The sequence below is a fragment of the Enterococcus sp. GC34 genome (assembly GCF_040886645.1).
In the GTDB taxonomy this organism is placed as follows: domain Bacteria; phylum Bacillota; class Bacilli; order Lactobacillales; family Enterococcaceae; genus Enterococcus; species Enterococcus faecalis.
In genome coordinates this window covers 24,041-36,432 of the sequence record NZ_JBFOEF010000005.1, presented here as the reverse complement: position 1 = coordinate 36,432, position 12,392 = coordinate 24,041, and the positions used below count along the sequence as shown (strand labels likewise).

The window sequence follows — 12,392 nt, the reverse complement described above, 5'->3', positions numbered from 1 at the left end:
CAGCCCTTAAACGAAAAATTAAAGGGCTTTTTTCTTTATCCACGAAAAAAAAGGCAGAATTTATTCGTCAAACGATAGTTCAAACATTCACAATAATATTAGCGTAAAAGCTATTATAGTTTTAAAAAGCTTATCTATCAGCGTTTATCGGCTTTAAACAGACGACAAAAAAGAACCTTCGGCGATCATAGTGATTTTCCGAAGGTCTTTTTTAAACATGATTAATTTGTACGAACCGGTGTAATTAGTTGAATGAAATCTAGTTCTGTTTCGGTTGGCTCCAATGTAAACGGACGAATTGGGGAAAGGAATTTCACGGTAATATTCATATCGCCAAACGCTCGCAACGCATCTTTCATATAATCTGGGTTGAAAGAAATATCCAACGCTTCACCAGAAACATTTTCATAGTTTAACGCTTCTTCGACTTTTCCAATTTCAGGTGAATTTCCATATAAAACAACAGAATCTGGTGAAATTGAAAGGCGAACAATATTGTTACGTCCTTCATGAGAAAGTAAAGAGGCACGTTCGATTGCTGAAAGCAATTCTGGTACATAAAATTCAATTTGCGTGTTATGGCTAGTTGGAATTAAACGGTTGGTATCAGGATAATTTCCTTCTAACAAACGAGAATAGAAGTACATTGTTTCTGTTTTAAATAGCACTTGGTTTTCCATAATGCTGATTTCAACCATTTCTTCTTCATTGGTTAATGAACGAGAAAGTTCAGTTAAACTTTTTCCTGGAATTACAATGTTAAAGTCTTCTACTGCTTGTTCTGTCGGGATCACACGTTGACTTAAACGATGTGAATCTGTCGCAACGGCAAGTAATTTTTGATTTTCTAAAATAAAGTGGACCCCAGTTAAAATTGGACGACTTTCGTGCATCGATACAGCAAAACCTGTTTCACTAATAATTTTTGTCAATAAATGAACAGGTAATTTCATTTGGTTTTGAGTATCAATTACTGGTAAGTGCGGATAATTATCAGCATCTAATCCATTAACCGTAAAATCAGCTTTTCCTGAAGTAATTGCAACTTGATTGTTATCTAGAACTTCCATTGTGAACATATCTTCTGGTAATTTACGAATAATTTCGCCAAAGAAACGAGATTGTAAAACGATGCTACCTGTGCGTTCAATGGTCATTTGAGCTTTTTCATCATCTTTACTTAAAAAACTTTCAATTGAAATATCCGCGTTACTCCCAGTAAGTGATAAGCCATCTTCTGATAACACAATTTTAACACCTGTTAAGATTGGAATCGTTGTTTTAGAAGAAATTGCTCGTTGAACAGTTTGTAATTCTTGTAAAAAGACACTTCGTTTGACCGTTAATTTCATAATGTAAACTCCTTTTTAAGTATTTTCAATACGTTCTAATTTTGTACGCCACTGTTTTGTATATTATATATAAGTAAATAATAAAAGTAATAGGGCATGTTGATTCTGTGGAAAAGTCAAAAGAGCATTGATTTTACTAAGTTATCCACTTGTGTATAAGTTGTGGATAACTTTGTTCTTTTTTGTTTAGTTTTCCACATCCTAAGAGTTCAATAAATTTTTAATTTCACTGACTTCTTTTTGAATCGCTGGATCTTTTTCCAATAATTGCTGAATCTTTTCGTGCGCATGAATCACCGTTGTATGATCTTTGCCGCCAAATTCGGCACCAATTTTTGGCAAGGAATTGTCGGTCATTTCTCTAGCAAGATACATTGAGATTTGACGAGGAACCACAATTGTTTTCACCCGTTTTTTCCCTTTTAAATCTTTAAGAGGCACATGATAATATTTGGATACTTCTTCTTGAATTTGTAAAATGGACAATTGATTTTTACTACCAACTGATTTTAGAGATTTCAAGGCGTCCGCCGCTAAACTAGTGGTAATATCTTCTCCATTAATAGTTGCAAAGGCTTGAACGCGGACCAAAGCACCCTCTAATTCACGGATGTTGGAATCAATTTGACCAGCGATATAACTTAGTGTATCATCCGGAATTTCTAAACGCTCGGCATCTGCTTTTTTGCGCAAAATTGCAATCCGTGTTTCTAAATCAGGCGGGGTGATATCAACAGACAAACCCCAAGCAAAGCGAGAAACTAATCGTTCAGGTAATTTTGGAATATCATTCGGCGGGCGATCACTTGTTAAAACAATTTGTTTATTTTCATTGTAAAGATCGTTGAAGGTATGGAAAAATTCTTCCAATGTTGCTTCTTTTTCCGCCAAAAATTGAATATCATCGACTAATAATAAGTCAACATTGCGATATTCTTTCCGAAATTGTTCGGATGTCTTTGTTTGAATTGAGTTGATAAATTCATTCGTAAACGTTTCGCTACTAACATATTTGACTTTGGCATCTGGTTGATTCACTAACATTTGATGACCAATGGCATGCATCAAATGGGTTTTCCCTAACCCTACACCACCATAGAAGAAAAGGGGATTGTAAATCGAACCCGGATCCTCGGCAACAACAAGCGCTGCAGCGTGCGCCATTTGGTTTCCTTTACCAATAACGAAGGTGTCGAAAGTGTACTTAGGATTAAGCATCGCTTTTTTACTTTGTTCACTAAAAACAACTTCTTCTTCGGCAGGTTCTTCGAGTTCTTGTGCCAGTGCTGCGTCTTTTTCATCGGCAACAACAAAATGGGGCATCACTTCTGCACCGGTCAATTTAAATCCAGTTTCGACAATTTTTGCCGAAAGATTTTTTTCCCAGTAATCACGATGAACTGCAGAAGGGACTTCTAGCCACAATTGATTGTTGTCTAATTTCAAAGGGCGTGTGGTTTTAATCCAAGCATCAAAACTTGGCGCCGACAAAATCGCTTGATAGGCTTCTTCAAGGCTATGCCAAAAACTTTCCACGTCGGGCATACAGTGACCTCCTATATGTTTAAATTTTGGTTATCTAAAAAATGTGGATAACTTAAAAGAATGAGCATAGTCGATTTTAGCATTTTTTTAAAACTTTTTCCACAAGCAATTGTTCAATGTGGAAAAAAAGTACACAAGGGTGAAAAAAGTTTTCCACAGGGTGTCGACACTTGCGGAAGAAAGTGGTTGTTGAATGAGTTATCCACAAAAAGTTGAGAATAATTAAGCTTGACACAATCATGTTTCAATAACTTATCAACAGCTAAAAAAACACCTGTGCAAAACTTTTTAACAGGCTGTTTTTTTGTGTAAAACTAGTGGAAAAATGGCTGTGAACAGAAAAAAATGTGGAAAACTATCCACAAGCTACTCACAGGAAAATTTAATTTGTGGATAATTGAAACGAATCTTTCTCAGGAAATATTTCTTAAATTTTATTGACAAAAGACCCTATTACTCGTTATACTATCAAAGTATGTCTATATATTGATGGATAGTTACAATTTCAGGAGGTGTAATTGCATGAAAAGAACGTATCAACCAAACAAACGTAAACGCCAAAAAGTTCACGGATTCCGTAAACGTATGAGCACTAAAAATGGCCGTCGCGTATTAGCAAGCCGTCGTCGTAAAGGTAGAAAAGTTATTTCTGCTTAATGATGGTCTGGTCTTTTAAACAGTCAATTTCTAAGAACCCTTAGTTATCTCCATAATTTTTTGGAAGATGTGAAGATAACTAAGGGTTCTTTTTCTGTTTTCAATAAAAGAAAGCAGGATTCTATAGAAAAGGCTACTAAAAAAGAGCGGAAATATGCTATTATTATTAAGAAGTAAAAAAATATAGAAACAAAGGGATGCCGATGAAAAAGTCCTACCGTGTCAAGAAAGAAAAAGAATTTCAACAGGTGTTTAATAAAAAACAATCTTGTGCAAATCGTCGTTTCGTGGTGTACGTTTTAGAGAAACCACAACAAGCCCATTTTCGAGTGGGGATTTCTGTTGGGAAGAAAATTGGAAACGCGGTCACAAGGAATGCTGTGAAGCGGAAAATCCGCGCGAGTTTATTTCAATTAAAAGACCGTATCTCTCCAGAAATTGATTTTATCGTGATTGCACGTCCAGGATTGGAAAAGTTATCGTCTGAAGAAGTGAAAGCTAATTTAACACATGTGTTAAATTTAGCTAAAATATTAGATGTAAGAGAGGGAATTGAGTAGTGAAGAAGTATAAGCGCTTATTATTAATGGCTGGGTTAGTGACCTTAGTCTTTGTTTTATCCGCCTGCGGAACCGCGCCCGTAAGTGAAAGTAGTACAGGAATTTGGGATCGATACATTGTTTATTATTTTGCCCAAGCGATTAAGTTCCTATCATTAGGCGGCAGTGTCGGAATTGGGATTATCCTATTTACGTTAGTCATCCGGATTATTTTATTGCCGTTGATGCATTTCCAAACGAAGAGTATGCGTAAAACACAAGAGTTGCAACCGCAATTAAAGGCCTTGCAACAAAAATATTCTTCAAAAGATCCTGAAACACAACGCTTATTCCGAGAAGAACAGCAACGTTTGTATGCAGAGAATAATGTGAATCCTTACATTGGCTGTTTACCACTGTTGGTTCAACTACCAATCATGATGGCTTTGTATCAAGCCATTTCACGCGTGCCTGAGTTAAAAGAAGGAACGTTCTTGTGGTTAAGCCTCGATAAGCCGGATCCGTATTTAATTTTACCGATTTTAGCGGCTGTCTTTACGTTTGCTAGTACGTATCTTTCAAGTATGAGCCAACTAGAAACAAATGCCTCACTGAAAATTATGAATTACGTTATGCCAGCGATGATCTTCTTTATGGGGATTTCATTAGCCAGCAGTTTATCTCTTTACTGGGTGGTCTCAAATGCCTTCCAAACAGGGCAAACATTGTTATTAAACAATCCATTCAAAATCCGTAAAGAGCGGGAGGAAGCAGCACGTCAAGCCAAAGCACGGGAGCGAGCGCTTGAACGAGCAAAAAGTCCTAAGAAAAAAGGGAAGAAAAAATAAAGGAGGTCGTTCAGATGCCGATTTATGAAGGAAATACAATCGAAGAAGCAACGCAGAAAGGCTTACAAGCACTTGGTTTAACCAAAGAGGATGTTACAATTGATGTGTTAGACGAAGGAAAAAAAGGATTTTTAGGTCTAGGAAAAAAACTTGCCCAAATTTCAATGGAACCAACGATTAGTGAGCAAGTCACAGAAGCGGTCGAAGAAACAGTGGAAGATATTGTTGTTGCCGATGAAGCAACAGCAGTGGAAGAAGCAGTTGAGGAATTAACCGAAGCAATTCCTAGTCTCTCAGAGGAATCAACACATTCTTTAGAAAATCTGGAAGACGAAGCTGCTATTACTGAATTAGCGATGTATTTAACGAATATTTCAAATGAACTGAACGCCCCTGCCATGGTTCGCATAGCGCGCGAGAATGGCAATATTATCTTCCATTTAGAAACAGAAAAACAAGGTATCTTAATTGGAAAACACGGAAAAGTGTTAAATGCGTTACAGTATTTAGCGCAAGTCTTTATTCACCGCATTGCAAGCAATAAGCTATCGATTGTTGTGAATGTCGGAAATTATCGTGAAAAACGTCATGAAATTTTGGAACGTTTAGCGAAACGCACCGCGGAAAAAGCCAAACGCACTGGGCGGCCAGTCTTCTTGGAACCAATGCCGGCTTTTGAAAGAAAACAAATTCATCACACGCTAAGTAAAGATGAGCAAATCAAAACCCATTCTGAAGGGGATGAACCTTATCGGTATTTAGTGGTTGAACCAGTTAAGAAGTATTTTTAAACAAACAAAGAAACGTTGGCAACTCTCAGCAGGGACTGAATAGTTGCCAACGTTTCTTTGTTAAATGATTTTTTAGCCGTCTCCGTTTCTTTTTTTATGTTATGATAATCAGTAATTACTTCAGTAGTAAATTCAAATGAAAAAGTTTTGTAAAGAGACGTAGGGGGAGCAACAGGTATGCGTACGGAGAAAATACTGGTTGTAGATGATGATGCAGCAGTTCGTCGCTTGATTTGGAAAGCATTACAATCAACAGGTATTCTTATTTACCAAAGTGAATCAATTGAAAAAACAAAAGATATCGTGTCCAGAGTTACCTTTGATTTGTTCATTTTAGATGATAACTTGGAACATGACAGCGATGGTTACTACTTAGTCCAAATGATTAGAGAGAAATATCCACTAGTGCCAATTATCTTTTTTAGTAGCAAAAAAGAAGAAGAGGATATCATTGCAGCCTTGGAAATGGGCGTGGATAGTTATATAACGAAACCTTTTTCCTTGAATGTTTTTAAGGCTCAGGTGATTGCTTCGTTGAATCGAGCTCGAATGATTCGAAAACAATTGAATGTTTATAAAAAAGAAGAGCTACAGGTAGGCGATTTCCGTTTTGATTATGGTCGTTATCAACTATTTAAAAAGGATTTACCTATTTCATTGTCTTCGAAAGAAGTTCAATTAATTCAATTTTTTCTGGAGAATCCCGAGCAAGTATTCTCTAAAGAACAAATTTACAGCAGTGTTTGGGGTACTGGGGATGTCGATGCGAATACGATTATGGTTTTTATTAATCGTTTACGAAGTAAATTAGAAGAAAACCCGAAAGAACCTTGTTACCTTCGGACCGTTTGGGGCATTGGTTATACCTTTACGCCAGATGGTTGCGTACAAAAAAAATGAAAAAAGGCCCGCAGTTGCACGAGCGACTGCGGGTCTTTTTTGCTTATTCAATTTGCCGACGTTCCATTTCTTTCAAAATAAATTGAAGCGAACGATTTAGATGTTCATGGGTTAAAAGTGTAATCTGGTCAATATTCTTTGTTTTCATTCCGCGGAAAATTAACCAATGTTCTTCTAGGGCAATACTACGACGTTCTGAGGCACGAATTGCAATATCTCTGAAATAGATTAAGTAAGCATGGAGATCAGTCACAATTTTTTTTAAACGTAGCATCTGACTCTTAGTATAAATAAAGGAATTAAAATCTGAAAAGTTCTGTAGTAAGTCATCTACTTGGTTATTTTTATTGTATTGTTCTCCTTCGAGAAGTAAGGCTTCCAATTCATCAAAATCTTCTGGTGTCATGAGTTCCATGGCTTTAATGGTTGCTAAAGTGTCCAAAGATTTACGAATATCATAAATTTCATAAGCATCTTTCATACTAATCCCTTTAACCACGATACCCACCATAGGTATATGTTCCACCAATTGTTCTTTGACCAATTCTTGTAAAGCAAAGCGAATGGGCGTCCGACTAATGTTTAATTGCTCGGAAAATTCTTTTTCGTTAATCCGTTCACCCGCAGGAATATCCCCTAAAATAATGGTTTTTTTAAAGGCTTCGTAGGTACAAATTTTTAGAGGTTTACTGCTGGTTAAATCTAAGTTCCGTTTTACTGCTTCAACTGTTGGATTCATATGAGGCACCTCCCTATAGGTTATTTTTATAGATAATAAATATAATATTAAAAATGAAAATATAACGCAAGAAAAGACAAAATGAAAAGAAAACCGAGGAGAAAAGGCACTCCTACGGTTTCAGCGACGACGTTTAATTTTGTGGAATAAATAAAGGCATGTGACCTAAAGCAACAATTGTAACAACGAAAATAACGAAAATTCCTAAGGCATATTTTGCTGATTCTTTTTGCCATTGGCCCATATCTAAACCAGTTAAACGTAATAGCAAGTAAATAAATGCCACTAATGGACTTAATAAGTGGAACGCTTGCCCCATTAAGGAAGCTAAAGCCATAGACATATTGTCAAATCCATAAGAACGTCCAGCTTCTGCTAGGACTGGTAATACACCGAAATAGAAACCATCGTTTGAAATAAAGAATGTTCCTGGTGCTGAAATGAACGCAATCACTAAGCCCCAAGCGCCGGCTAATTGTTTTGGAATAATATTAACAAAGCTATTTGCTAAGGCATTGGCCATACCAGAACCTTGGAATAAGCCCATGAAGACGCCAGCAGCAAAAACTAAGATAACTACTTGCACAGCATCACCAGCATTTGCACTGATGCGGCTGCTTTGATCTTTTAATTTTGGATAGTTAATCATTAAAGCGATACAAGTACCAACTAGGAATAATAATAACGGTGGCATTTCAATCCACGAAGGCAAACCTAATTGACCAACGAATGAACTTAGGACTAACCAACCGATTAAGACAATCGTTAAAATACCATTGAACGCAAAATTCTTTGGACGACGAATTTCTAATAATTCTGGATCGTTAACAATAGTCATTTCTTCCAATTCTTTATCAGTAAGCGTTGTCACGCCTAAGCGAGCACGTTCTTTTTTCCCCATGCGATAAGCAACAAAGAAGATAACATACAATACAGATAAAATCATACCAGGTGCTAGATAAGAAAGAATGTCGGCATCAACTTCTAGTACGGCCATGGCACGAGCTGTTGGACCGCCCCAAGGTAATAAGTTCATAATGGTGTTTTGTAAGATAACAAGCACACCTAAATTCATCAATTTCATATTAAGTTTTTTGTAGATGGGAATAAACGCAGAACAGCAAATCAAGGTCGTGGTTGTTCCATCTCCGTTTAAGGAAACAGCAGCAGCAACTACCGCAGTGGCCATCAAGACTTTCATTGGATCGCCTTTAGCAAAGTAAATCATTTTTTTAGTGATTGGGTCAAACAAACCAGCATCCAACATAATAGAGAAGTAAAGAATGGCAAATAATAACATAATACCAGTTTTTGAAGTAGTTGAAATCCCATCTAAGACGAAATTCCCAATGTTGACTTCAGGGACAACACCGTCAGCACCAGGTGGCGGACTCGCTACTCCAGTTGCAATTGCAATCAAAGTAAAAATAAGAGGAATAATTACTAAAGATGTAAACGGTGACAATTTCTTTTTCATGATTACATACATAAAGATGATAATCATACCATAAGCTAAAATAGTGAGTAACATGTTTTTCTTCCTTTCTTTTTTAGAACTTTTTTGTAAGCGTTAACAACCGGTGTTAATAAAAAAGAATAGCCATGAGAAATGTTTCACAGTATTCTGGTTTACAACAAAAAATATTTTTTGTGTTTGTCTATAGTGTGAGAATATACAAACTTTCGCAGAGAATAAATAGCCTAAAACAAAAAGAACATCAAAAAAACAATTCAACAATCAAATTCTTATTAATAACTTAATATAATATTAATAGAATCTTAACGGCTGATAAATGCTTATATATCAATGTTTACAGAGTTTTTTTCACAAAATAAACAATAAAAGAACAATCTGAGCTAGTGTTTTCACTAGGTTTTTTAATGGTTTTTTCTATAATGAACGTATACCAAGAATTAGTGAAAGGAGAGACAATATGGGCCTATTTAAGTCCTTATTCAAGAAAGAGCAACACACGCAGGATACCGAGATTAATGAAAGCGTTATCCAACGTGAAGCGGATAACTTGGAAAAGCGATGGATAGATATACCAGCATATATTCCTGCTGAGCCAAAAGAATATCAATTGGTAAGTATTGTGGCCACTGCCATCGCAGCAGGAGAGTTTCCAGAAAGTCGTTTTGTTATCAAAAAAATCGCAAAACGAAATCCAGAAGCAAAAGAAGTTGCCATTATTGCAGCCAGTATAGCTGCAGAGCTTTCAGAAGAGTCTCAGCTAGTTGTCAAAAGAATTTCAAAACAAAACCTTGAGGAGGATCATTATGTTACGCAAATTTAAAATTTCAATTGATGGGAAAGAATATTTAGTCGAGATGGAAGAAATCGGTGGCGTCCCACAACCAGCACCTGTTGCGCCACAACCAACAGCGCCAGTTGCTACGACAGAAACACCAGCCCCTGCTGTTGAAGAAGCCCCAGCCCCAGCCCCAGCGCCAGCAGCACAGCCAGCCGCCCCAGCAGGAGCAGATGCAATGCCTGCGCCAATGCCAGGAACTGTGTTAAAAGTATTAGTCAATGTTGGTGATACGGTGTCCGAGAACCAACCATTGTTAATTTTAGAAGCAATGAAGATGGAAAATGAAATCGTTGCAGGAAAAGCAGGTACGGTAACAGGAATTCATGTTACCCAAGGCCAAATTGTGAACCCAGGGGAACCATTAATAACAATTAACTAGAATTAATTTAAGAAGAGGAAGTGATTTGTGTGGAGACACTGATTCAAGGTGTTATAGGAATGGGCCAAGAACCAGGACGCATTGTGATGATGCTGATTGGTGGACTATTAATGTATTTAGGAATAAAAAAAGAGTATGAACCAACACTTTTAGTGCCGATGGGTTTAGGAACGATTTTAGTGAACTTTCCTAATTCCGGCGTATTGAGCGCTGGCGGCGAGCCAGGTCCGTTTAATGTTCTTTTTGATTTTGGAATAAAAACAGAGTTATTCCCGTTATTATTATTTATTGGGATTGGGGCAATGATTGATTTCGGTCCATTGTTACAAAATCCATTTATGTTGATGTTTGGTGCCGCTGCACAGTTTGGGATTTTCTTTACAGTTATTATGGCTGTTTTATTAGGTTTTGATTTAAACGATGCTGCTTCGATTGGGATTATTGGTGCCGCTGATGGTCCAACGTCTATTTTCGTAGCAAATACCTTACATTCAAAATACATGGGGGCCATAATGGTTGCCGCTTACTCCTACATGGCGTTAGTTCCGATTATTCAACCAGTAGCGATTAAAGCAGTGACGACGAAAGCCGAACGTCGGATCCGTATGACTTATCGGGCTGGTGAAGTTTCTCAAACAGCGAAAATTCTTTTCCCGGTTGTTATTACGATTGTCGCAGGGTTAATTGCGCCGGTGTCATTACCATTAGTTGGTTTCTTAATGTTTGGGAACTTATTAAGAGAATGTGGCGTTTTGGATCGTTTATCCATTACAGCTCAAAATGAATTGGTGAATATTATTAGTATCTTGCTAGGACTATCTATTTCCGTTAGCATGAACTATGCAGAGTTCTTAAAAGTCGATACATTGATGGTTATTGGCTTAGGGTTAGTCGCTTTTATTATGGACTCAGTCGGCGGCGTGCTTTTTGCTAAATTCTTGAATTTATTTAGAAAAGAAAAAATCAATCCAATGATTGGTGCTGCGGGTATTTCCGCTTTCCCAATGTCTAGTCGGGTTATTCAAAAAATGGCTACGGATGAAGACCCACAAAACTTTATTTTAATGCATGCTGCTGGTGCCAACGTTTCAGGACAAATCGCTTCTGTAATTGCTGGTGGCTTACTATTAGCCTTTTTAACATAGGACGGAAAGGAGAACGAATACATGTCTGTTAACATGGAAGATTTAAAAATTGCTTTTGAACTGTTAGGTTTTGGTTGGGGCGGCGTTTTCGTTGTTTTATTTATCATTTATCTAGCGTCTAAATTACTAACAAAATTATTTCCAATTAAAAAATAAAGGAGGTTATTGCTGTGAGCAGCGTATATACAATGAAAAGAATCTGGTTGCAAAAAGATAAAAAAGCTTATCAAGCTTGGCGCGAATTAATGGAAAAAGCCGCATTGCAAACGACAGAAGCACTTGATTACACCGTTGGCATATATGATGACACAGCATTAATCGCCTCTGGCTCGCTTTCAGGCAAAACGATTAAGTGCGTGGCCGTTTGTAAAAAATATCAATCTGAAAATTTGTTAACCCAATTGGTGGTTCATCTACTTGAAAAACTGAGAGAAGAAAACCAATTACACAGTTTTTTGTATACAAAACCAAAAAATGAACAAATTTTTCAGTCGCTAGGCTTTCAAAAAGTGGTTGCGAATCAAGAGGTGCTATTTATGGAGCAAGGCAAACCAGATTTTGCCGATTATCTTGGTTACCTGACACAGCATAAAAAAGCAGGGCCAGCCAGTAGCATTGTCATGAATGCAAATCCTTTTACGAAAGGCCATCAGTACTTAGTCGAAAAAGCAGCCAAAGAAAGTCCGCACGTTTATGTGTTTGTTTTATCTGAAGATAAATCGCTGTTTTCAAAAGAAGCACGTTTCGCAATGGTGCAAAAAGGGGTAGCCCATTTACCCAATGTGACAGTCCTATCTACAGAAGATTACTTAGTTTCGTCTGCGACTTTTCCTACCTATTTTTTGAAAGAAAAAGCGCCATTAGAGGTAGCTGCAATTCAAGCAACGCTTGATGCAACGTTATTTAAAGAAAGAATTGCGCCAATACTTGAAATTCAACAACGTTATGTGGGAGAAGAGCCTTATTCAGAAGTGACCGCTGTCTACAATCAAGCAATGCAACAAGTTTTCGGACAAACGATAACGCTAACCATTGTCCCGCGATTAGCGAGTGATGGAGAGCTGATTAGTGCGACGAAAGTTCGCAAAGCGATGGCTGAAGGCGACAAAGAGACACTCAAGAAGTTTTTACCAGCAACAAGTTATCAATACTTAGTAGAACACAAGAAACTAATGAGGTGAA

Annotated in this window: 14 protein-coding genes; 10 read left to right on the top strand and 4 right to left on the bottom strand. The window is 37.2% G+C overall.

The annotated features are described in order from the left end of the window. Positions 1–221 precede the first annotated feature (221 nt). Both dnaN and dnaA read right to left on the bottom strand, forming a co-directional pair. Positions 222–1,352 (bottom strand): DNA polymerase III subunit beta, encoded by a 1,131-nt coding sequence (gene dnaN, locus AB3I72_RS06170; RefSeq protein WP_002356014.1) that lies wholly within the window; start codon positions 1,350–1,352, stop codon positions 222–224. Positions 1,353–1,553: 201 nt separating this feature from the next. After that, positions 1,554–2,897, bottom strand: a complete 1,344-nt coding sequence (gene dnaA / locus AB3I72_RS06165; protein WP_002356013.1) for a chromosomal replication initiator protein DnaA — start codon at positions 2,895–2,897, stop codon at positions 1,554–1,556. Between the two features lie 522 nt (positions 2,898–3,419). On the opposite strand from dnaA, the gene rpmH reads away from it, so the two are divergent. From rpmH to AB3I72_RS06140, 5 genes are all read left to right on the top strand, one after another. Next, positions 3,420–3,554, top strand: coding sequence for a 50S ribosomal protein L34 (gene rpmH, locus AB3I72_RS06160; protein WP_002356012.1), 135 nt, complete (start codon positions 3,420–3,422; stop codon positions 3,552–3,554). 203 nt (positions 3,555–3,757) lie between these two features. Next, a complete protein-coding gene (gene rnpA, locus AB3I72_RS06155; RefSeq protein ID WP_002356011.1) occupies positions 3,758–4,114 on the top strand; it encodes a ribonuclease P protein component in 357 nt (118 codons plus the stop codon). Further along, entirely contained in the window at positions 4,114–4,941 is an 828-nt protein-coding gene (locus AB3I72_RS06150) for a YidC/Oxa1 family membrane protein insertase (RefSeq protein WP_002356010.1), read from the top strand. The genes rnpA and AB3I72_RS06150 overlap by 1 nt, the downstream gene beginning before the upstream one ends. A gap of 14 nt (positions 4,942–4,955) precedes the next feature. Continuing rightward, the gene (gene jag / locus AB3I72_RS06145; protein WP_002361456.1) at positions 4,956–5,732 is read left to right on the top strand and encodes an RNA-binding cell elongation regulator Jag/EloR; all 777 of its coding nucleotides are present in this window, start codon (positions 4,956–4,958) and stop codon (positions 5,730–5,732) included. A 177-nt stretch (positions 5,733–5,909) separates the two neighbouring features. Beyond that, the gene (locus AB3I72_RS06140; RefSeq protein ID WP_002363545.1) at positions 5,910–6,632 is read left to right on the top strand and encodes a response regulator transcription factor; all 723 of its coding nucleotides are present in this window, start codon (positions 5,910–5,912) and stop codon (positions 6,630–6,632) included. Between the two features lie 43 nt (positions 6,633–6,675). On the opposite strand, the gene AB3I72_RS06135 is transcribed toward AB3I72_RS06140, so the two are convergent. Together AB3I72_RS06135 and AB3I72_RS06130 are read right to left on the bottom strand one after the other, a co-directional pair. Beyond that, entirely contained in the window at positions 6,676–7,371 is a 696-nt protein-coding gene (locus AB3I72_RS06135) for a GntR family transcriptional regulator (protein WP_002356006.1), read from the bottom strand. A gap of 133 nt (positions 7,372–7,504) precedes the next feature. Then, on the bottom strand, positions 7,505–8,902 hold the full coding sequence (locus tag AB3I72_RS06130) for a CitMHS family transporter (RefSeq protein WP_002356005.1): 1,398 nt from the start codon (positions 8,900–8,902) through the stop codon (positions 7,505–7,507). Positions 8,903–9,305: 403 nt separating this feature from the next. Between AB3I72_RS06130 and AB3I72_RS06125 the strand changes: the two genes are divergently transcribed. Genes AB3I72_RS06125 through citC form a run of 5 tightly spaced genes read left to right on the top strand, consistent with a single transcriptional unit; the run spans position 9,306 to position 12,391 of the window. After that, a complete protein-coding gene (locus AB3I72_RS06125) occupies positions 9,306–9,668 on the top strand; it encodes a hypothetical protein (RefSeq protein ID WP_002356004.1) in 363 nt (120 codons plus the stop codon). After that, the gene (locus tag AB3I72_RS06120; protein ID WP_086281532.1) at positions 9,652–10,065 is read left to right on the top strand and encodes an acetyl-CoA carboxylase biotin carboxyl carrier protein subunit; all 414 of its coding nucleotides are present in this window, start codon (positions 9,652–9,654) and stop codon (positions 10,063–10,065) included. Before AB3I72_RS06125 ends, AB3I72_RS06120 begins: the two co-directional genes overlap by 17 nt. Before the next feature lie 29 nt (positions 10,066–10,094). Next, positions 10,095–11,210, top strand: a complete 1,116-nt coding sequence (locus AB3I72_RS06115; RefSeq protein ID WP_002383526.1) for a sodium ion-translocating decarboxylase subunit beta — start codon at positions 10,095–10,097, stop codon at positions 11,208–11,210. Positions 11,211–11,231: 21 nt separating this feature from the next. After that, a complete protein-coding gene (locus AB3I72_RS06110) occupies positions 11,232–11,366 on the top strand; it encodes an OadG-related small transporter subunit (RefSeq protein ID WP_002356001.1) in 135 nt (44 codons plus the stop codon). Positions 11,367–11,398: 32 nt separating this feature from the next. Next, the gene (gene citC / locus AB3I72_RS06105; protein ID WP_016633044.1) at positions 11,399–12,391 is read left to right on the top strand and encodes a [citrate (pro-3S)-lyase] ligase; all 993 of its coding nucleotides are present in this window, start codon (positions 11,399–11,401) and stop codon (positions 12,389–12,391) included. The last annotated feature ends 1 nt before the right edge of the window (position 12,392 follow it).